The sequence below is a fragment of the Paraphotobacterium marinum genome, from assembly GCF_002216855.1.
Lineage (GTDB): Bacteria > Pseudomonadota > Gammaproteobacteria > Enterobacterales > Vibrionaceae > Paraphotobacterium > Paraphotobacterium marinum.
The window spans coordinates 532,116-554,252 of record NZ_CP022355.1 but is presented as its reverse complement, the minus strand read 5'-3'; the positions used below and the strand labels follow the sequence as shown (position 1 = coordinate 554,252).

Below are 22,137 nucleotides of genomic sequence, written 5' to 3'. Positions count from 1 at the left end.
TCATTAAAATAGGTAGTTAAAATATTTTGACTACCTATTCTTTTAGACACTAATCTTGTGATGGCTTCGTTGATAGCAGTTCCTCTACACTTTTTTCAGGTTTGTGAGTTTGTGCTATGTAAGTATATATCACAGGTAGAACAAATAAGGTGAAGAGTGTCCCTATTCCAAGTCCTGCAACAATAACAATACCAATAGTAAATCTCATAGCCGCACCAGCTCCAGATGCTAAAACTAAAGGAATTAATCCTGCTACCATAGCAAGTGTGGTCATTAGAATAGGTCTAAATCTTATTCTTGCAGCCTCTCTAACAGCTTCAAATTTATTCTTTCCATGATGTAGCTGCTCTTCCTTAGCCACCTCACATATCAAGATACCATGTTTTGTTATAAGTCCCACTAATGTTATCAATCCTATCTGAGAATATAAATTCATTGTAGTAACATGCCATGCCATCACAACTAAAGCACCTGAAATGGCTAATGGAACGGAAGTCATAATGACTAATGGGTCTCTGACAGATTCAAATTGAATCGCTAGAACTAAATAAATAATAAATATAGCTAGTATAAACGTAAATACTAAGGAGTTTCCTTCTTGTACAAAGGTTCGAGCTACACCCTGCCAATCACTTGTGTAACCTGTTGGAAGCATAGTATCAATATTATTTTTAAAATAACTTACTGCTTCACCTGTCGTCATAATTGGGTTAACCGCAGTTATCGTTGCACTATTAAATTGATCCATGGTTGGTATGGTAAGTAGACTTGGTGAGGTTTTTATGGTTACCAATGCACTTAAAGGTATCATGTCTCCATTATTAGATTTTACATAATAATGTTTTAAACTTTCTTGTGATATTCTATTCTTTCTTAAAGTTTGAGGAACCACATAGTAAGGCCTTCCCGATATATTTACCTGATTAATATAATTTCCTGACATCATTGTATTCAAGGTATTTGCTATGTCACTGATAGTCACTCCATATGAACCAGCTTTTTCTTTATCAATATTAATACTTACTTCGCCAGTATTAAATTTTAAATCTAAATTGACCATGAAAAACTTCTTACTTTTTAATACCTTTTCAACAGCTTTTTGTGCAACATTAACAAGATTTTCAGGAGAGTTAGAGGTTTTAATGATATATTGATAAACACCAGCATACCCATTCATCATTGGGAGCGGAGGTATGTTGCTTGGCCCTTGTACTTGCGCACCAGGTATTTCTTTAATTTGGGGTGTTAGTTTAGCGATAATTCCATCAATGGACTCAGCTTTTGTGGTTCTTTCATCCCAAGGTTTGAGCATCACTAAATTCAAAAATTGATTCGCTGCTGGATAACCTGCTATTTCAAGAGATGTACTAACAGAAGGGTTTTCTTTTGCTAATTTTCCAGTAATTTTTGCATTTTGAGATATGTAATCAATATTGGAGTTTGTTGGTGCTGTACCCGTATTTACAATAACTCCTTGATCCTCTGGCGGTGCAATTTCACTTTTTATATCAACGAATAAAATTGGCATTGATATTAAAATTAGGAGAGCGAATGTAACGACTACTTTCCTATTATCCAAAACATAATCAAGACCTTGCACGTATTTATTCGTTATTTTTTCAATACGATGTTCTATTTTTTGTTTAAAACTTTTATTTTGGTTTTGTAGTTTTGGCTCTACTTTTAAAATTTTTGAGCACATCATGGGTGATAATGTCAACGCAACAAAACCTGAAATAAATACAGAACCTGCTAATGTCAATGCAAATTCTTTGAATAATGCACCTGAAAGACCTCCGGTTAGAGCTATTGGAGCATAAACTGCTGCTAAAGTTATTGTCATTGATATTACGGGAACTGCGATTTCTCTTGTTCCTATAATAGATGCTTGAAAAGGAGTTTTACCCTCAGCAATATGTCGCTCTACATTTTCAAGTACAACAATGGCGTCATCAACGACAAGACCAATCGCTAGAACCATGGCAAGTAATGTCAACAGATTTAAAGAAAAACCTAGAGAGTCCATTATAAATGACACACCCACTATTGATAGTGGTATTGTAACTAAAGGTATAATTAATGCTCTAAGAGAACCAATAAACAACAAAATCACCACTAAAACAATTATTACCGCTTCAATAAGAGTTTTAATAACATCATTAATTGCTTCTTTAATAAAAATAGACTGATCATAGAGAACCTGCATCTTAATCGCACTTGGCATACTTTTTTCCATACTAGGAATAAGATCTCTAATACCTTTCACGACTGTAATCGGGTTTGCTCCAGGTGCTAAGTTAATGGCGACAATTAATCCAGTTTTACCGTTAATTGAACTTAGTATAGTATTTTGATAGCTTCCTAGACTAACAGTTGCTATATCTTTAAGACGAACAATATTTCCATTATCTGATTTCACCACTAGGTTTTCTAAAGTTGATGGTGTTGTATATTGCGTATTTGCCACTACGTTGGCAGTGATTGAATATCCATTAACTTGTCCTAGACCTTGAATAGAGTTGTTAGAAGTCAGTACCTGTTTTACTTCATCTGTTGATATGTTTAAAGCAGCCATCTTATCTGGGTCGAGCCAAATTCTCATGGCAAATTGGGTACCATATATTTTTACCTCGTTGATACCACTGACGGTGTTTAATTCAGGTGTAATGACTCTATCTATATAATCATAAAGCTGAGGACTGCTCAGAGTTTTACTACTAAACCCTAAGTATAGGGCTCCTACAGAACTGCCGGTAGTGACATTAATATTTGAATCTTGGACTCCTGAAGGAAGGCTTGCTTTAACACTGTTTATTTTAGATAAAACTTGTGCAAGTGCAGCATCGGGATCTGTGTCTAATTTCATATATGCAGTAATAGTAGACGTTCCAGAAACACTAGAACCAGTTATGTAGTCAATATTATCAACTTGTGCAATTGCCTGTTCCAAGGGCTGTGTAACAAAACCTTGAATAACATCTGGAGATGCACCTGCGTAGGCAGTAGTAACGGTAATCGTTGTGTTTGATGTTTCTGGAAACTCTTGAATTGGCATTTTAAACAAGGCCTGAAAACCCAAAATAAAAACTAAAAGGCTCAATGAAACAGCCAGAACGGGTCTGCTAATAAATAAGTCAGTAAACTTCATTTTTTACATTCCTTTTATTAAAGATCAGGCAGTGATGATGGCGTTTTAGGGGAAAGGCTTTTCTTTGCTTCATATACCTTAGAGCCATTATTTAGTGAAACTTGCCCCGAAGTTACAATCATATCATTTTCTTTGATACCCGAATCAATAACTACTTGATCACCATCATCAGATAATATGTTTACAAAAATTTGGGACACTCTTTTTTCTTTGTTTTTATCCTCCTTGACTACATAAACAAAATTGCCATAAAGATTGTAAGAAATTGCTGTTTTAGGAACCATAATAATATTATTTTTTTTGGGTAACATGATATTTGCTGTGGCATACATGTTATTTTTAAGTTTTTTATCTGGATTAGGAATACTCACCTGAACTTCGACTAATCCAGTACTGTTTTGAATTCCTGGAGCAATCGCCTCGATTTTACCTTCAAAAAATTTATCTGGATAGGCACCAACTTTAATTTTTACTTCTTGTCCCACAAAAACATTTTTCATTTCGGTCTGTGGTATTGTGACTCTTAACTCCATTAAATTTATGTCATCCAAGGGAGCAATGTCTGTCCCTGAACTTATATATTGTCCTAACGCTACATTGTTTAGTCCAACTATGCCATCAAAAGGTGCTTTGATCGTTAGTTTATTGATGTCTGCTTTGACTCCGTTAATATCAGCTAAAGCAGAAAAATAGTCACTTTTTTTCTGTTCAAAACTTGCCTGAGAAACAGAGTTAGTTTGAAGGAGTTTTAGGTATCGTTCATATTCTGCCTTTTGGAATGGTAATTTAGCAGTGTAAGAATCAAGCTCAGCTTGTTGAGAACTACTATCTAAAGTAACTAAAATATCCCCTTTTTTGACTAATTGACCTGATTTGAATCTAATACTTGTAATTTTCCCTGCTGTTTCAGTTGTTAACTGTACAGATTGGTTTGGTCGAATAAAACCAATTGCTTTAATGGATGGATTCCAGCTTGAGTATTTTGCTTTATACTCAGTGACAGGGTATGAAGGTTCAGGCATACTAGCTATTTTATTAGGAATAATCACTTTATTTAATATGAAATTAAAAAGTATTACGGCGATAAGAAAAAAGAATACGATAGACAACATTACTATCCATTTTAACGACTTTTTCATTGTTTAATTTAACTCCATTTCTAAAAATTCTTTTTTAATTATTATAGTTAATATAATTAAGACTGTATGGTTCTATAAAAATAATTATAATAGTTAAATTATCATAATCATTTCATTTATGTAACTTTAATTTTTAAAAAACATAACTGAATTTTTTGTAGTGTAAAAATATCTTGTAGGATAATTGAATGAAGCTGAATAGCCGCCAAACAGAAGCAATAAAAAATGTATCAGGGCCATGTTTAGTATTGGCAGGTGCCGGTTCAGGTAAAACAGGTGTGATAACTAAAAAAATTGAGTATTTAGTTCAACATTGTGGTTATAATCCTAATGAAATTGCAGCTTTGACTTTTACAAATAAAGCAGCCAAAGAAATGAAAGAAAGAGTTGATTCACTTTTAGGAAAAAAAAGGAATAGAGGGGCTTATATAGCTACATTTCATCGATTAGGCTTAGACATAATAAAAAAAGAATATAAAAGTCTTGGTTTGACAAGTAATTTTTCTTTATTTGATGATCAAGATCAAATCGCTTTAATTAAAGAGTTGCTCTCAAGTGAAGCCAATACAACTGAGATTGATAAGGATTATGTCAAAAATTTAATAACTTTTATTTCTAATATCAAAAATTTAGAAATCCAAAAAAATAGCCAAAAACTCTCACATTATTACTTAGATGATAGCTATCCTATTTATAAGGCATATGTAAAACAGCTAAAATCTTATAATGCTATAGATTTTGATGACTTAATTTCTTACCCTCTGACTCTTTTTAAGGAATATCCGGAAAAACTGATTAAGTGGCAAAAAAAAATAAAATATTTATTGGTTGACGAATACCAAGATACAAACTCAAGTCAATATGAGTTCGTAAAGCTTTTAGTGAAAGGACGTAATAAATTTACGGTAGTTGGAGATGATGATCAATCGATTTACTCATGGCGAGGAGCTCAACCAGAAAACCTAGTTTTATTGACCAAAGACTTTCCTGAATTAGAAGTCATAAAACTAGAAAAAAATTATCGTTCAACTAATAAAATTCTAACAGTAGCTAATAGTCTAATAGCAAACAACTCTCATGTTTTTGAAAAAAAACTTTTTTCAGAAATACCCGGAACAGATCTGGTCAAAATAATGGAGGCTAGTGATGAGCAAGATGAAGCAAAGAAAATTGTACAAGCAATTATAACCCATCAATTTCTTAATCAGAAAAGATTCGATAATTATGCTATTTTGTACCGAGGCAATCATCAATCAAGGCTTTTCGAAAAGTATCTAACTCAACATAATATTCCATATAATGTTTCTGGAGGAACCTCTTTTTTTTCCAGAGCTGAAGTCAAAGATATTATGGCTTATCTTAAATTAATTGTTAACCCAAATGATGATAATTCTTTTCTTCGTGTTGCAAATGTACCTAAAAGAGATATAGGAGCTAAAACCTTATCTGCTTTGGGAGATTATGCAAAAATAAGAAACAAAACATTGTTAGAAGCAAGTTGTGAGCTTGGTTTAGAACATCATTTGCCTGCTAGAAGCATTAAAGCATTAAGATTATTTACTAAATGGTTAATGGCATCTCAAGAAGAATATTTAAAGGGAAATACTGAAAAACTTTTATCAAATATAGTCAGTCAAATAGGGTATGATGTTTGGTTATTAGATAATTCTAGCTCGCAAAAAGTTGCAGAATATAAACAAAATAATATAAATGAACTTATTGGATGGGTTATCTCTGATTTGAAGGGAGATAATTATCAACAAGAACCAATACAGCTAAAAGAAATTATTCAAAAGTTTACATTGAGAGATATGTTTGAAAGAGCTGAAGATGATGATGCTTCCAATGAGGTTCAATTAATGACACTTCATGCTTCAAAAGGGTTGGAGTTTCCACATGTAAGTTTGGTTGGTTTTGAAGAGGGCATCTTACCACATCAAAATAGTATCAATGACGATAATGTTGAAGAAGAAAGACGTTTAGCATATGTTGGCATAACTCGAGCTAAAACCGAATTAACCATTTCATACTGTAAAGAGCGTTCTCAATTTGGGGAAAAAGTATTAATTGAACCTAGTCGTTTTCTTTTTGAGTTACCAAAAGAAGAACTAGACTGGTTAAATATCAAAAAAGATGTAACCCCTGAACAAAGAATGCATAAAGGAAAAACTCATATAGCTAATTTAAAAAAAATGCTTAAAAAATAATTTAATTAAGACTTTCTAACATATACGATACTGTTTTTTTGATTTCATCATCTGTGCAATCCATGCAAGTTCCCTTCGCAGGCATTGCATTGTATCCTTTTATAGCATTAAGTGTTAATTGATTGACACCTTTGTTTAATCTTTTTTCCCATTCTTTTTTATCTCCAGTTTTTGGAGCTCCAGCAACTCCTGATGCGTGACAAGATATACAAAAAGTTTTATATATAGTTGCTGCATCTCTAACAACCTGTGTCTCTTTTTCCTGTACAGGATTTTGCACCCCTTTTTGAGTGTAAACATTCCCAAGAGGCCTTATTCTTTCAAATATTTCTTGTTCATGAGGAGTAAGCACCATGGCTTTTGATGAATAGATTAAAAAAAATAGACAAAATAATTTTGATAATGTATTGAGTTTAACCATAATTCTTTTTTTGTTTTTTTCATAATTGTAGAATAACTTACATAAAGTTATTTTTTATTGATTAAATTATTGAGACTCATTTAACATCAGATGATTAAAATATAAACAAGCAGAAATAAAAAACAAAAAAAATCTTTACACGCGCTTAAATTAACATTATTATTTCGCCCACGATAATAAATATTATCAGTGGTGGCTATAGCTCAGTTGGTAGAGCCCTGGATTGTGATTCCGGTTGTCGCGAGTTCGAGTCTCGTTAGCCACCCCATTTAAAATCGGTGAATAGCGCAGTTTGGTAGCGCATCTGGTTTGGGACCAGAGGGTCGGGGGTTCGAATCCCTCTTCACCGACCATTTCTGAGTAATATGGTGGCTATAGCTCAGTTGGTAGAGCCCTGGATTGTGATTCCGGTTGTCGCGAGTTCGAGTCTCGTTAGCCACCCCATTTAAAATCGGTGAATAGCGCAGTTTGGTAGCGCATCTGGTTTGGGACCAGAGGGTCGGGGGTTCGAATCCCTCTTCACCGACCATCAGCTCATAATTTTCAATTTTTAAGTAAAACATCACTTTACTGCTAGTCTATTATCACTTTGTTTTAAAATAAGTTAAATTTAAGTATAACTTTACATTTTTTAAGAAAAAATTGATGGATGAAATAATGAATACCAGCATAGAATTCATATAAAAAAAACTGACTCTATTAAATACAATCAGTTTTTTTAAATTTATTGCTTAATAAAATTTTGAAAGTTATTAGGTCATGGTTACAAATTCTTCAGATCCTGTTGGATGGATAGCCACGACATTATCTAAATCTGCTTTAGTTGCTCCCATCTTGATAGCTACAGCAAAACCTTGAATCATTTCATCGACAGTAAATCCGATACCATGTAATCCAATTACTTTTTCCTCTGGGCCTAAACAAACTAATTTCATTCTACAAGGCTGTCTATTAGAAGTTACAGCAGAATACATAGGAGTAAAGTTTGATTGATAACACTTAATGTTTTCTTTCCCATAGGTTTCTATTGCCTCATTTTCTGAAAGACCTATTGTTCCAATAGGAGGATGGCTAAAAACTACTGTTGGAACTAATTTATAGTCAAGTTTTGCATTCTTTTGATTGTTAAAAAGTCTTTCGGATAATAGTCGACCTGCCTTAACAGCGACAGGTGTTAATTCGATGCCATTTTCCATCACATCGCCCACACAATAAATATTCTTAACATTAGTTTCTTGATATTCGTTTACTTTGACATAACCTTGTCTGTTAGTTTCAACCCCCACTTTGTCTAAGTTAATTTTGTCTGTTGTTGGTTGACGTCCAATAGCCCAAATAACACAATCTGTTTCATGTATTTGGCCATTTTCAAAGTGGATTAAAATAGATCCATCTTCACCTTTAGATAGCTTTTTAGGTGTAGATTGTGTGTGAAGTGTTGGACCTTCTTTTTGCATTGTATCAACAAGAGTTTCGACAATGGAGTGATCGAATGTTCTTAAAGGTTTGTCCTTTCTTACAAATAAGTGTGTATCAGTTCCGAGAGCGTTTAATACTCCGGCAATTTCAACGGCAATATAACCAGCACCAACAACTGCAGCCCGCTTTGGTTGCTTTTTGAGATCAAAAAAACCATCAGAATTAATTCCTAGTTCTGCTCCAGGAATATTGGGGGTAGAAGGAGTTCCTCCTACAGCAATGAGGATATGCTTTGCTGTATATAAATCTCCATCCACTTCAATTGTGTTTTTATCATAAAATTTCCCAAAACCTTTAATCACAGTAACGTTGTTATTTGAAAGCACTTTGTCGTAGGATTGGTGAATTCTTTCAATATATTTTTGTCTGCTATCAATCAAAGTAGACCAATTAAATTTCTTTAACTCAACATCAAAACCATAGTCCTTTGCATATAGCTCTATGGCTTCAGCGATCTGTGCACCATGCCACATTACTTTTTTGGGAACACAACCAACATTAACACAGGTACCACCCAGATCACTTGCTTCTATTAAAGCAACTTTTGCTCCATGTTTAGCAGCTCTATTAGCGGAGGCAATGCCACCACTTCCTGCACCTAAGCAGATATAATCAAATTCGTGTTTCATTTTTTTTCTCTATTTCTCAAAGTTAGCTACATGTTAATTTTTAACCTCAGGAATGTAAATAGTATTTATTAAGATATTATTTTTCAGATAACCAACCTAATTTAATTAATCCCTCTGGAGAAATGATGTTTTTTAAATAAGGTAAGATAACACTAAAATCTTTTTTCATGGTCCATGGAGGGTTAATGATAAAAAGACCAGATCCAGTCATTCCATAGTCTGTGTTATCGTGAGTCACAGAAAACTCAATTTGAAGTATTTCTTTTATTTCTGATTGTTTCAAGATATTTTGAAGTTCATCAACCAACTTTCTTTTTACTACTGGATACCAAAGTAAATAAACTCCACTAGGCCATTTTTTATAAAGATCTAAAAGTATTGTTGGTGCTTTTTTATATTCAGTCTTAATCTCGTACGATGGATCAATTACGACTAAACCTCTATTTTGTGGTGGCGGTATTTTACTCTTTAAAAACTGATAGCCATCTAACTTTTGGATTGATGTTTTTTTTCTTGGTAAGATGCATTGCATTAAATCAGAGATAGCTTTAGGGTGTAACTCCGCTAATGCTATAGAATCCTTTGACCTTAAAAGAAATTTTGCTATTGCTGGCGAGCCAGGATAAATATTTAGTTCACTATTATTAAAAGTCTTGATTATCTTAAGATAGCTCTGGATTTCATGAATAGGGTTAGTATCTTCCCATAATTTTTGAATACCACCTTTAAACTCCATATTTTTTGAACTTTCGAACTGTTTTAGATTATACAGCCCATTACCACTATGGCTTTCAGCGTACATGAATGGTTTATCTTTTTTTTCATATAGTTAATGACGTAAACAAGACATAGATGTTTTAATACATCTGCGTGATTTCCTGCATGAAAATTATGTTGATAACTGAGCATTTTTTTAGGCTCCAGTAATTTTTTTAAGTGAAATATTAAGTGTTATTTGGGAATTATTTAAATCTCTCAGTTGATTGATTAATTTATCGTAAGTAAACGCATATTTTTCACAAAAATCTTCAGACAGCTCTAATGTAATTAAATTTTTTTCACGAGAGATTATTCTATAAAATTTTTCGTTAACATCCTGAAGAGCAATTGCTATTCGGAGCGTTTTTATAAAAATATCAGTTATATTCGAATTGAAAATTAGATCAGAGCTAAATTCTTCAATATTTAGATCTAGATTTCTTAAAGAATATGCAATGAAATTTTTTTCTTTTTCATCAAAACCTATCATATCGATATTTTGGATAATGTAAGCTGCATGTGAATATTGATTTTTAAAATTAATACTCAATCCAATTTGGTTCAAAAAAGCTAATGCCAATATTACTTTATGAAAAATATCTTTATCTTCTTTACTATCAATCAAAGATAAAAAATGTATTTTATCAAAAAAATCAAGAATAATTTGAGAGTTGTTTTGTAGTTGATATGTATTGCTTAAAATCTTTAAATTTTTTATAAGAATATTTTGCTCTGGCAGAGGAATTAATTGATTTAGTAAACCCTCTCTTAGAGCTCCCCCAGCTTTATAAAGTGAATTAATAGATAATACCTCAAAAATTCCAATTAAAATAGCAAGACCACTGGGAAATACGTTTGCCTTTTCTGGCGTTAGTCCTTCAATATCTATATATTCCATGGACTCACAGTTAATGAGTTGGCTTTTGATTTTATATAGATCTTGTTTAGTTAGGTAATTAGTGTTTGATTTTTTTTTCTTGATTTCAAAAAGTGTTTGTATTGTTCCACTTGCACCAATACATAAATCCCAGTCATTCAAGTCAATTGTAGCTTCTCTTAAAGTTTCTTTTGTTTTTGCTATAGCTTGATTAAAGTTTTCCTCATTTAACCTTCTATTTTTAAAATATTTCTCTAAAAAAGAAACACAACCCAACTTAAAACTGTTCATTTTAATTATTTTTGCTTTATCACCCATAATAATTTCGGTGCTGGCACCTCCAATATCTATTACAAGCTTTTTGCTTGGACCATCAGTCGTTCTCGTCGCTCCATCATAGATTAAACTAGCTTCTTTTAATCCAGATATGACTTGTATTTTGAGGTTTAATATTTTGTTGGCTTTAGACAAAAATATATTTTGATTTTCAGCTGCTCTTATGGCCGCTGTCGCAGCAATTATAATATTTTGTTTAGGTATTTTGTCTAAAAATTGTTTAAAATATCTTAGGCATTGCCAACCTCTTTCCATGGATTTTTGAGTTAAATTTGAATCTATAGAACTACCTAAACGAGTTTTATCTTTTATTCTATTTATGGTATGAATACGACCATTTGAGTATTTTAATATCCATAAATGAAAACTATTTGACCCCAGATCAATAACTGCATAATGACTTTTATTTTCTTTTTCCATAGTTACGTTTTGTATAATTTCTTCTATTTTTGTTAATTTGTGTTTTTTTGTAGTTTCGACTGCTTGCAGTTTCTTTATTTAAGTTTATTTTTGGTAAATTAGTTAACAGAGCTTCTGGATCATATTCTGTAACAGGAATATTATGATTTATATACTGTTCGATATTGGTAAGATTGATTGCAAAATCCTCACATGCAAAACTAATAGAGTGACCACTCTCCCCAGCCCTTCCAGTTCTACCAATTCTATGAACGTAATCCTCACAGTCGTCTGGCAAGTCAAAATTATAAACGTGAGTTACATCTGGAATATGAAGTCCTCTTGCTGCTACATCTGTTGCAACGAGAATATCTAAGTGTCCTAACGTAAAGGAGTCGAGTGTTTGAAGGCGTTTTTTCTGTGGGATATCTCCAGTTAGTAAACCTACTCTATGATTGTCAGCATTCAATGCATTAAATATCTCTTCAGATTTTATTTTAGTATTAGCAAAAATAATTGCCTTGTCAGGCCAATCTTCTTCAATCAAAGTTTGAAGAAGTGGGAGTTTATGTTCATTAGACGGGTAGAATAATTCCTCGTCAATCATGTTATTATGAACTTTTTTATTTACATTGATAAATTCATATGACTTCATGTATTGATAGGCCATTTCTTTAATGTTATGTGAGAATGTGGCTGAAAATAACATAGTCATTCTCGCTGATGGGGGGGGCATTTGTTTGAAAATAAACCTAATATCTTTTATAAAGCCAAGATCTAACATTCTGTCTGCTTCATCTAGAACAACTACTTCTAATAAACTTAAATCCAAGAGACCTTGTTTAATAAAATCAGTCACTCTCCCACAAGTTCCGATTATTATATCTTTTGAATGAGTTAAGTTTAGTTTTTGTTTTTCAATAGATTCGCCGCCAACCAGTAAAGTTGTTTTAAATTTTGTAAATTTATCAAAAATTTGGGCGTCTTTTTGAACTTGGAGGGCTAGTTCTCTGGTTGGTGCTAGAATTAGAGCACGCGGTGAGAGAGTCTCTGTCTGTTGTAATTGATTTTGTAATTGAAGGTAGTTATAAGTTGCTGTTAGGAATGTTAATGTTTTTCCGGATCCGGTTTGTGATTGGGCGATAACATCTTTTCCTTCAAGCAAAAGAGGTAATGCTTTACTTTGGATATTTGTACATTTGGTAAAGTTACTTTCGTGTAAAGCTTCCAATATGTTTAACTGAAGGTTCAGTTCAGAAAATTTCTTATCTGTCATTTTTCACTATTCTTTTTATTTAGTATTGGTTAATATATATATATTATCTATTAAAAATTGATTATATGATAGAATTTAAACAAAAAAATCGGAGTATATTTATGAGTGAAAATATTTTGAACATTAACGACAGTGATTTCGTAGATGTTATTAACTCGAAGGAAGTTGTTTTGGTTGACTTTTGGGCTGAGTGGTGTGGTCCTTGTAAAATGATAGCTCCAATTTTGGAAGAGGTTGCTAAAGATTACTCTGAGAAATTGACTATTGCTAAAGTTAATATAGATGAAAACCCTGATACTCCAGCTAAATATGGAATAAGAGGTATACCAACACTATTACTTTTTAAAGGTGGAGAGATTGCCGCAACAAAAGTTGGCGCATTGACATTAAATCAACTTAAAGAATTTATCGATGCAAACTTATAATTAAAATTAGGTATATTGCACTCTGAAATTTTGGTGTGATATACTTTAATTTTTATTAGACAATTTTAATTCCTGCTGATATAATTCATTTGTAAAAACACACTATTCGAATTCAATCTATTTCGATTTCCTAAAATTAAACAAGAAAACTCCACTTTGAATAAAAAGAAACTCATCAATATGAACTTAACAGAACTCAAAAAGCGCTCGGTGTCAGATTTGATCACTTTGGGTGAAGGTATGGGCTTAGAAAACTTAGCTCGTTTAAGAAAACAAGATATTATTTTTTCTATTTTAAAACAACATGCAAAAAGTGGAGAAGATATTTTTGGAGACGGTGTATTAGAAATTCTTCAAGATGGTTTTGGTTTCCTTAGATCTTCTGATAGCTCTTATCTTGCAGGTCCTGATGATATTTATGTATCGCCAAGTCAAATTCGTAGATTTAATTTAAGAACAGGGGATACTATCTCCGGAAAAATCAGACCACCCAAAGATGGTGAGCGTTATTTTGCATTATTGAAAGTAAATCAAGTCAATCACGATAAACCAGATAATGCCAGAAATAAAATTTTATTTGAAAACCTAACCCCTCTTCATGCTAATGATCGTATGATTATGGAAAGGGGTAATGGTTCAACAGAAGATATTACAGCACGTATTCTTGACCTAGCTTCACCTATCGGTAAAGGTCAAAGAGGTTTGATTGTTGCTCCTCCAAAAGCTGGTAAAACGATGCTTCTGCAAAATATTGCTCAATCTATTACTTATAATCACCCCGAATGTGAATTGATGGTCTTATTAATTGATGAGCGACCCGAAGAAGTTACTGAAATGAGGCGTCTAGTCAAGGGTGAGGTGATTGCTTCTACATTTGATGAGCCTGCAAGTAGACATGTTCAAGTTGCTGAGATGGTTATCGAAAAAGCAAAACGTTTAGTTGAACACAAGAAAGATGTTATTATTTTACTAGATTCTATAACTCGATTAGCTAGAGCCTATAATACTGTTGTACCTTCATCAGGAAAGGTTTTAACAGGAGGGGTTGATGCACATGCTCTTCATCGACCAAAGCGCTTTTTTGGGGCAGCTCGTAATGTTGAAGAGGGCGGAAGTCTAACGATTATTGCTACTGCTCTGGTTGATACGGGCTCTAAGATGGATGAAGTTATCTATGAAGAGTTTAAAGGGACAGGTAATATGGAGTTACACCTATCTAGAAAAATTGCAGAAAAAAGAGTCTTTCCAGCGATTGACTTTACTCGTTCTGGTACTCGTAGAGAGGAGCTACTTACTTCAGCTGATGAATTACAAAAGATGTGGATTCTCAGAAAAATTGTTCACCCTATGGGTGAAGTGGATGCTATGGAGTTTTTGCTTGATAAATTAGCGATGACGAAAACGAATAACGAATTTTTTGACGCAATGAAACGCGGCAAGAATTAAGGTAGTAAATTTTAAAGTTTATTATAAAGACCTCTTTACTTAATAAAGGGGTTTTTTTTTAGGTTTGTAATTTTGGATAATATAATGAGATATGATAGTTTAAGAGACTTTATAGATTATTTAGAAGAAATTGGTGAGTTGAAAAGGATAAGTTATCCAGTCAGTGCTGACCAAGAGGTAACTGAAATTTGCGATAGACTACTAAAGTCAAAAGGACCAGCAGTTTTATTTGAAAATATCAAAGGTAGTGAATTTCCTCTTCTGGGAAACTTATTTGGAACACCAAAAAGAGTTGCATTAGGTATGGGGGGAGAATCAATAGATGATTTGAAAAAAATTGGTGAGCTTTTAGCTTATTTGAAAGAACCTTCCCCACCGAAAAATATAAAGGATGCTTTTAGTCAGATTCCGATATTAAAGCAAGTACTTAATATGTCACCAAAGCGCATTAAAAAAGCACCATGTCAAGAAACAATATTGAGCGGAGAGCAAGTTGATCTTGACTTATTGCCTATTATGAAGTGCTGGCCTGGCGATGTTGCACCATTAATGACATGGGGTTTAACTGTTACCAAGGGACCTGAAAAAGACAGACAAAATATCGGTATCTATCGTCAACAAAAAATTGCAAGAAATAAATTAATTATGAGATGGCTTGCTCATAGAGGTGGTGCTTTAGATTTAAGGGACTGGATTGAAAAAAATCCAAATGAACGCTTTCCTGTTTCAGTTGCATTTGGTGCAGATCCGGCAACAACTTTAGCTGGCGTTACGCCAATACCGGATACTTTATCTGAATATGCTTTTGCAGGATTACTGAAAGGGAAAAAAGTTGAGATTACTAAGTCTTTAAGCAATAATCTTGACATTCCTGCAAATGCTGAAATTGTTTTAGAAGGCTATATAGATCCGAATGAATTTGCAAATGAGGGACCTTATGGAGATCATACAGGTTATTATAATGAAGTAGAAAAGCACCACGTGTTTACGGTAACCCATATGACCATGAGAAAAGGGGCAATATATCACTCAACTTATACTGGTCGACCACCCGATGAACCTGCAATTTTAGGTGTTGCTCTAAATGAAGTACTAGTACCATTATTAAAAAAACAATTCCCAGAAATTGTGGACTTTTATTTACCACCTGAAGGGTGCTCTTATCGACTAGCTGTTGTAACGATGAAAAAACAATATCCGGGACATGCAAAAAGGATTATGATGGGTGTATGGTCTTTTTTAAGGCAATTTATGTATACTAAATATGTTATTGTATGTGATGATGATATTAATGCCAGAAATTGGGAAGATGTAATTTGGGCAATCACAACTAGAACAGATCCTGACAGAGACACTACTATAATAAGTAATACTCCAATTGATTCATTAGATTTTGCTTCTCCTGAAATTGGCTTAGGCTCAAAAATGGGTATTGACGCCACAAATAAGTGGAATGGAGAAACTAAGAGAGAGTGGGGAGTTCCCATTCAAAAAGATCCTAATATTGTAAAAAGAATTGATGATATATGGCATCAATTAAAAATTGACTAAGAGGTTGGCTACAAATGCAATTAAATTGTGATGTTACAGAGTGTGTTCAAATAAGTAATCATACATATAAAGTTATGCTTAAAGCGGATAAAGAGATCTCTTTTAAAGCTGGGCAGTATTTGTTTTTTTTACTAAATGAGCAAGATAAAAGACCTTTTTCTATAGCAAATGTTCCCCACAGTCAAAAAATTGAATTGCATATAGGTGCTTCAGGTTATAGTGATTTTGCAAATGAAGTAATTGAACATATTAAATCTAAAAAAATGCAGAATCAAAAAGTTAGTATTGATGTAGGTCATGGAAACGCATGGCTTAGAGAAAAAAGTAACCGTCCAAAATTACTTATTGCAGGAGGTACAGGATTTTCTTATGTCAAAAGTATTATGGAAAAGGTGATTTTAGATAATCAAGATGAAACGATATTTGTTTATTGGGGCACAAAAACCAAAAAAGATTTATATTGTCATCAGCAAGTTTTGGCTTATCAACAGAAGTACAAAAACTTTAATTATGAAGCAACTATTGAATCCAATGAAAGTCATTGGAATGGCAGATATGGCAACGTTCTTGATGTTTTAGATAAAGATTTTATTGACTATTCAAGTTATGATATATATATTTGCGGGCCAGTACCTATGGTTGGTAGAGCTAGAGATATGCTTATAACAAAAGGTGCTTTGCTTGAGCATATGTACGCTGATGCTTTTGACTATATTTGATTATGAAGAGTGATAATTTGTTTGATGTAATAATAATTGGCGCTGGTGCCGCAGGTCTGATGGCAGCTATTTCTGCCTCGGAGAGGAATAAGAAGGTTTTAGTTCTTGACCATGCTAAACGTCCAGGAAAAAAAATTTTAATTTCTGGTGGGGGACGTTGTAATTTTACAAATTACTACATTGAGCCTTCTAAATACATTTCTTCTAATCCTCATTTTTGCAAATCTGCTTTAAATCAATACACTCAATGGGATTTTATTTCTCTAGTTGAAAAATATGATATTGCATATCACGAGAAGACATTGGGGCAATTATTCTGCGATCAATCTGCAAAAGATATTGTCTCTATGCTTCTAAGTGAATGTGAAAAGAACCAAGTATCTTTTAGATATCAGCAAGAAATAGACGAAGTCAAAAAAGATGAAAAAGGTTATTTTTTTATAAAAAGTAATGATAGTGAATATAAAGCACATTCCCTAATTATTGCTTCTGGTGGTTTATCCATGCCAAGACTTGGAGCTACACCTTTTGCATATAAAGTCGCTGAATCTTTTGACTTAGATATTGTTCCTACAAAAGCAGCACTTGTCCCATTAACACTGGATCCTATTTTGAAAGATTTGACTGAGAAGATTTCAGGTATTTCTCACTCGGTAAATGTTTTTAATGAAAAAGCTGAGTTTAGTGAAGATTTGCTTTTTACACACAGGGGTTTATCGGGACCTGCTGTTCTTCAAATATCATCCTATTGGAATCAAGGTGAAGATATAAAAATTAATTTACTTCCAACTGTATGTTTGAAGTCTCATTTTGATGAGGCTTTAAAGTCTCGTCCAAATTGTATGTTAAAAACATTTCTAAATTTTTATTTTGCTAAACGATTAACCGAAACTCTATTGGTTTTATTTAAACTGAAAAATATTCCAATCAAGCAACTATCATCCAAAGATTTAAAGATTCTTTCTCAACTTCAAGAGTGGGCTGTTAAGCCAGCTGGAAGTGAAGGTTATAGGACAGCTGAGGTTACTCTTGGTGGGGTAAATACTGATGCTATTTCATCTAAAACAATGGAAGTTAAATCAATCCCTGGTTTATTTTTTATTGGAGAAGCTCTAGATGTCACTGGATGGTTGGGTGGGTATAATTTTCAGTGGGCTTGGAGTTCGGGCTGGGTTGCGGGAAAGAATGCTTGATAAACTTAATTTTATCTATTTTTTATGAGTAACAAAGGTAAAATGAGGCTTTTAGGGTACCTATTTTACCTTTTAACTAATTAGTTAATTTTTAAATGAGTTAAGCTTCAAGTATTTTTTCAATGTAGTTTGCTACTCCATTAACTTCATTGTTTTCGATGACTTCATTATTTGGCAGAGCTTTTTTTAAACGTTCATGAGCATTTTCCATGATTAAACCTTTCCCTGCAACAGATAACATTTCTAAGTCATTCATTCCATCACCAAAGGCTATTGTTTGCTTTAAACAAACTCCTTTTTTTTGAGCTAAATATTGAAGAGCACTTCCTTTCGAAACTTCTTTATCCATAATTTCTAAACATGTGGGCGTTGAAAATGCAATATTGCACTGTTGTCCAAAAATCTTTAGTAGATTTTTTTCGATCAAGTTTAACGTTTCTTGGTCATTATTTTCACTTGTAACCAGTAATTTAAATATATTATCAGTTGGTGGTTTCTTAAAGTTAAATAATTGATAATTGAAGTTTGATATTTTATAGTGATTATCAAATGTGGAAGCTTTTTTATCCATATACCACCCAGAATCAGTATATAAGTGAACTATCATATTTTCTTTGTCTGCTAGTTTATCATTTAGATAGTTCAAAATATCAAAAACGACTTTTGTTGAAAGGTTTTTTTGATAAATTAAATGGTTGTTTTCATCATGAATTCTTGCGCCATTTGACGTAATCATATACGAGTTTAAGTTAAACTTTTTTTTAATCTCTAACACATCTAGATGATGACGCCCAGTAGCAAAAGAAAAGGTAATATTTTGTTGTTCAACTTTTTGGATTGTTTGTAGTGTTTTTTCAGATATTAAATGGGCATTGTTAAGAAGAGTTCCATCTAAGTCTGACGCTATGATCTGAAACATTTTAATACTCTCTATGATTGTGTTGAGATATCTATGGAAATTTATAATTATATAATTTATTATTTCGCTAATTCATTCTATCATTTTTTTTTTAAAAGACAATCTAATGGAAATTTTAAGTGCAGCTCTAACTTTATTTTTAATCATGGATCCTCTTGGGAACCTCCCTGTAATCCTTTCTATATTGAAACACATAGATCCTAAAAGACGAAGAAAAGTTTTGATACGTGAGTTAGTAATTGCTTTGTTTATTTTATTACTTTTTTTATTTGCTGGTAAACAAATATTATCTTTCTTACACGTATCATCTGAAACAGTTAGTATATCCGGTGGTCTTATTTTATTTTTGATTGCTATTAGAATGATTTTTCCACAGCCTGGTGGTGTGACTGGTCTAGCTGCTGGTGAGGAACCATTTATAGTTCCTATGGCTATTCCTATGATAGCTGGTCCATCTACAATTGCGTCATTATTGCTTTTTTCAAACCAATATCCGGCTCAAATTTTTGAATGGTCACTTTCAGTATTCATTGCTTGGTTGGCAACTTTTATTATCCTTATGTTTTACGATGTTGTTAGTAAATTTCTCGGAGAGAAAGGCCTTAAAGCTGTTGAAAGGTTGATGGGTTTATTGTTAGTGATGATTTCGACTCAAATGTTTTTGAATGGTATTAAATCATATATGCTCCATTAAAATTAATTATTTACTTGAAACAATTTAATCATTACATTACTAATTTTTTTTTCTTTAACTAGCTTCCAGTTAGATGGAATTTCTAATTGAGTTAAAGATGATTCTGTTTCTAAATAGATATAAGCATCAGGATTTAAAATGTCCCGATCTGCAATCATGTCTATCGACTTTTGTACAAGCTCTTTATTGAAAGGTGGGTCAATAAAAACGATATCAAATTTTTTTTGCGTAGACGTAAGATAATCAAAACTATCTTGATTTATTGCATTTATTTCTGTGGCATTTAACTGTGAAATGTTTTCTAAAATAGTTTTAAAGGTTCTTTGCTCTTTTTCAATAAGTTCTATTTGAGCAGCTCCTCTTGATAGCGATTCAAAACTTAAATTTCCACTACCTGCAAAAAGATCCAATATATTTTTATCATGTATTTTAAACATTAACCAATTAAAAAGAGTTTCTTTTACTCTATCAGCTGTAGGTCTTAGTCCTTCTGAATCTTGGAAATAAATTTTTCTACCTTTAAGCTTTCCGGAAACTATACGTATACTACCTAATTTTTTTTTCATATTTAAAGTCAAAATCAATTTTGAATGTTATTATATACCAAATTTTATATAATTTTTGTTTTTCTTTTAGGAATTGAAATGACGAGTTCAAAAAAAAATAAGTTTTTTTCTTGGTTCAGTAAGAAAAAGAAAGGCTCTTCTAATGAAAGCCAGAGCAAGATTGATTTTGAAGAAAACCAACTAAAACATGAAAATAGAACTTCAGTAGAAAGACAAGCTGAGGCAGAAAGACAAGCTGAGGCAGAAAGACAAGCTGAGGCAGAAAGACAAGCTGAGGCAGAAAGACAAGCTGAGGCAGAAAGACAAGCTGAGGCAGAAAGACAAGCTGAGGCAGAAAGACAAGCTGAGGCAGAAAGACAAGCTGAGGCAGAAAGACAAGCTGAGGCAGAAAGACAAGCTGAGGCAGAAAGACAAGCTGAGGCAGAAAGACAAGCTGAGGCAGAAAGACAAGCTGAGGCAGAAAGACAAGCTGAGGCAGAAAGACAAGCTGAGGCAGAAAGACAAGCTGAGGCAGAAAGACAAGCTGAGGCAGAAAGACAAGCTGAGGCAGAAAGACAAGCTGAGGCAGAAAGACAAGCTGAGGCAGAAAGACAAGCTGAGGCAGAAAGACAAGCTGAGGCAGAAAGACAAGCTGAGGCAGAAAGACAAGCTGAGGCAGAAAGACAAGCTGAGGCAGAAAGACAAGCTGAGGCAGAAAGACAAGCTGAGGCAGAAAGACAAGCTGAGGCAGAAAGACAAGCTGAGGCAGAAAGACAAGCTGAGGCAGAAAGACAAGCTGAGGCAGAAAGACAAGCTGAGGCAGAAAGACAAGCTGAGGCAGAAAGACAAGCTGAGGCAGAAAGACAAGCTGAGGCAGAAAGACAAGCTGAGGCAGAAAGACAAGCTGAGGCAGAAAGACAAGCTGAGGCAGAAAGACAATCTAAGGTAGAAAGACAAGCTGAGGCAGAAAGACAAGCTGAGGCTGAAAATCACAGTAAAAAGAAAGGCTTCTTTAAAAAGTTAGTTCATGGACTTAGTAAAACTAAAACAAACATTGGTTACAGCTTTAAAAGTCTTTTAGTTAATAAAAAAATTGATGATGATTTATTCGAAGAAATTGAAGAACAACTGTTAGTTGCTGATGTTGGTTATAAAACTACCGATAAAATTATTCAAAGTTTAACGAGAAAATCGAAATTCCATCAGTTAAAAGATGGTGACGCACTTTATAATATTTTAAAGGATGAGTTACATGAAATTTTAGAAAAGGTTGATAAACCTCTTCGTATTAAAGAACATTTCCCTTTTGTTATTTTAATGGTAGGAGTGAATGGAGTAGGTAAGACAACGACTATTGGTAAACTAGCCAAAAAATATCAAAATGAAGGTAAGTCTGTAATGTTGGCAGCAGGCGATACCTATAGAGCCGCGGCAGTAGAACAACTACAAGTATGGGGTGAGCGTAATAATGTCACAGTGGTTGCTCAACAAACAGGCTCTGATAGTGCATCTGTTATTTATGATGCAATTCATTCAGCAAAGGCAAAAAATATTGATGTTATTATTGCTGATACTGCTGGAAGATTACAAAATAAATCAAATCTAATGTCTGAGTTACAAAAAATTGTTCGTGTGATAAAAAAGGCTATACCAAATGCTCCACATGAAACAATGATTACATTAGATGCTGGAACTGGTCAAAATGCCTTGAGCCAATTAAAGATTTTTAATGAAGCAGTAGGCCTCACTGGATTAACGCTAACAAAATTAGACGGTACTGCTAAGGGTGGAGTTATTTTTGCTTTAGCGGAGGAGTTTGACATACCTATTCGTTACGTAGGAGTTGGAGAGTCAATTGATGATTTAAGAGAGTTTAATAGTAAAGATTTTATTGAAGCGCTCTTTGAAAAAAAATAAAAAAAATGTATAATGTTTGAACTAAATTGTTTATAACTGGTCTTATAAACTTTGAAAT

At 33.2% G+C, this 22,137-nt stretch carries 16 protein-coding genes, 4 tRNA genes and 1 pseudogene; 12 read left to right on the top strand and 9 right to left on the bottom strand.

All coding sequences use genetic code 11. The annotated features are described in order from the left end of the window. Positions 1–49: 49 nt before the first annotated feature. Both CF386_RS03025 and CF386_RS03020 read right to left on the bottom strand, forming a co-directional pair. Complete coding sequence (locus tag CF386_RS03025; RefSeq protein WP_089072998.1) at positions 50–3,148, bottom strand: efflux RND transporter permease subunit; 3,099 nt, start codon at positions 3,146–3,148, stop codon at positions 50–52. 17 nt (positions 3,149–3,165) lie between these two features. Then, positions 3,166–4,287, bottom strand: coding sequence for an efflux RND transporter periplasmic adaptor subunit (locus tag CF386_RS03020; RefSeq protein WP_089072997.1), 1,122 nt, complete (start codon positions 4,285–4,287; stop codon positions 3,166–3,168). A gap of 188 nt (positions 4,288–4,475) precedes the next feature. On the opposite strand from CF386_RS03020, the gene CF386_RS03015 reads away from it, so the two are divergent. Then, positions 4,476–6,494 carry a UvrD-helicase domain-containing protein gene (locus CF386_RS03015; protein WP_089072996.1) on the top strand — a complete coding sequence of 673 codons (2,019 nt, stop codon included), beginning with the start codon at positions 4,476–4,478 and terminating at the stop codon, positions 6,492–6,494. Position 6,495: 1 nt separating this feature from the next. On the opposite strand, the gene CF386_RS03010 is transcribed toward CF386_RS03015, so the two are convergent. Beyond that, positions 6,496–6,915, bottom strand: coding sequence for a c-type cytochrome (locus CF386_RS03010; protein WP_089072995.1), 420 nt, complete (start codon positions 6,913–6,915; stop codon positions 6,496–6,498). A gap of 192 nt (positions 6,916–7,107) precedes the next feature. Here CF386_RS03010 and CF386_RS03005 point away from each other — a divergent pair. The 4 genes from CF386_RS03005 (at position 7,108) to CF386_RS02990 (ending at position 7,444) form a co-directional block, all read left to right on the top strand. Further along, positions 7,108–7,183 (top strand) — tRNA-His (locus CF386_RS03005). 8 nt (positions 7,184–7,191) lie between these two features. Next, positions 7,192–7,268 (top strand) — tRNA-Pro (locus CF386_RS03000). Between the two features lie 15 nt (positions 7,269–7,283). Beyond that, positions 7,284–7,359 (top strand) — tRNA-His (locus CF386_RS02995). 8 nt (positions 7,360–7,367) lie between these two features. Then, positions 7,368–7,444: transfer RNA gene (locus CF386_RS02990), tRNA-Pro, on the top strand. Positions 7,445–7,667: 223 nt separating this feature from the next. Here the strand turns inward: CF386_RS02990 and gorA are convergent. From gorA to rhlB, 4 genes are all read right to left on the bottom strand, one after another. Then, entirely contained in the window at positions 7,668–9,023 is a 1,356-nt protein-coding gene (gorA, locus tag CF386_RS02985; RefSeq protein WP_089072994.1) for a glutathione-disulfide reductase, read from the bottom strand. A gap of 76 nt (positions 9,024–9,099) precedes the next feature. Beyond that, the gene (gene rlmJ / locus CF386_RS02980) at positions 9,100–9,825 is read right to left on the bottom strand and encodes a 23S rRNA (adenine(2030)-N(6))-methyltransferase RlmJ (protein ID WP_089072993.1); all 726 of its coding nucleotides are present in this window, start codon (positions 9,823–9,825) and stop codon (positions 9,100–9,102) included. 111 nt (positions 9,826–9,936) lie between these two features. Beyond that, on the bottom strand, positions 9,937–11,415 hold the full coding sequence (locus tag CF386_RS02975; protein ID WP_089072992.1) for a Ppx/GppA phosphatase family protein: 1,479 nt from the start codon (positions 11,413–11,415) through the stop codon (positions 9,937–9,939). Then, positions 11,399–12,670 carry an ATP-dependent RNA helicase RhlB gene (rhlB, locus tag CF386_RS02970; RefSeq protein WP_089072991.1) on the bottom strand — a complete coding sequence of 424 codons (1,272 nt, stop codon included), beginning with the start codon at positions 12,668–12,670 and terminating at the stop codon, positions 11,399–11,401. The genes CF386_RS02975 and rhlB overlap by 17 nt, the downstream gene beginning before the upstream one ends. Before the next feature lie 101 nt (positions 12,671–12,771). On the opposite strand from rhlB, the gene trxA reads away from it, so the two are divergent. The 5 genes and pseudogenes from trxA (at position 12,772) to CF386_RS02945 (ending at position 18,004) form a co-directional block, all read left to right on the top strand. Continuing rightward, entirely contained in the window at positions 12,772–13,095 is a 324-nt protein-coding gene (gene trxA, locus CF386_RS02965; RefSeq protein ID WP_089072990.1) for a thioredoxin TrxA, read from the top strand. Positions 13,096–13,275: 180 nt separating this feature from the next. Beyond that, positions 13,276–14,541 carry a transcription termination factor Rho gene (rho, locus tag CF386_RS02960; RefSeq protein ID WP_089072989.1) on the top strand — a complete coding sequence of 422 codons (1,266 nt, stop codon included), beginning with the start codon at positions 13,276–13,278 and terminating at the stop codon, positions 14,539–14,541. 84 nt (positions 14,542–14,625) lie between these two features. Continuing rightward, positions 14,626–16,083: pseudogene (gene ubiD / locus CF386_RS02955) on the top strand (4-hydroxy-3-polyprenylbenzoate decarboxylase); the annotation flags it as partial. A 23-nt stretch (positions 16,084–16,106) separates the two neighbouring features. Next, entirely contained in the window at positions 16,107–16,811 is a 705-nt protein-coding gene (gene fre, locus CF386_RS02950) for an NAD(P)H-flavin reductase (RefSeq protein WP_089072987.1), read from the top strand. A 2-nt stretch (positions 16,812–16,813) separates the two neighbouring features. Next, complete coding sequence (locus CF386_RS02945) at positions 16,814–18,004, top strand: BaiN/RdsA family NAD(P)/FAD-dependent oxidoreductase (RefSeq protein ID WP_089072986.1); 1,191 nt, start codon at positions 16,814–16,816, stop codon at positions 18,002–18,004. A 100-nt stretch (positions 18,005–18,104) separates the two neighbouring features. Here CF386_RS02945 and CF386_RS02940 read toward each other — a convergent pair whose 3' ends face one another. Then, a complete protein-coding gene (locus tag CF386_RS02940; RefSeq protein WP_089072985.1) occupies positions 18,105–18,923 on the bottom strand; it encodes a Cof-type HAD-IIB family hydrolase in 819 nt (272 codons plus the stop codon). A 106-nt stretch (positions 18,924–19,029) separates the two neighbouring features. Here CF386_RS02940 and CF386_RS02935 point away from each other — a divergent pair, with 106 nt between their 5' ends. Then, positions 19,030–19,617, top strand: a complete 588-nt coding sequence (locus tag CF386_RS02935; protein ID WP_089072984.1) for a YhgN family NAAT transporter — start codon at positions 19,030–19,032, stop codon at positions 19,615–19,617. Between the two features lie 2 nt (positions 19,618–19,619). On the opposite strand, the gene rsmD is transcribed toward CF386_RS02935, so the two are convergent. Next, positions 19,620–20,183 carry a 16S rRNA (guanine(966)-N(2))-methyltransferase RsmD gene (gene rsmD / locus CF386_RS02930; protein ID WP_089072983.1) on the bottom strand — a complete coding sequence of 188 codons (564 nt, stop codon included), beginning with the start codon at positions 20,181–20,183 and terminating at the stop codon, positions 19,620–19,622. Between the two features lie 78 nt (positions 20,184–20,261). On the opposite strand from rsmD, the gene ftsY reads away from it, so the two are divergent. Next, positions 20,262–22,079, top strand: a complete 1,818-nt coding sequence (ftsY, locus tag CF386_RS02925) for a signal recognition particle-docking protein FtsY (RefSeq protein ID WP_089072982.1) — start codon at positions 20,262–20,264, stop codon at positions 22,077–22,079. Positions 22,080–22,137 lie beyond the last annotated feature (58 nt).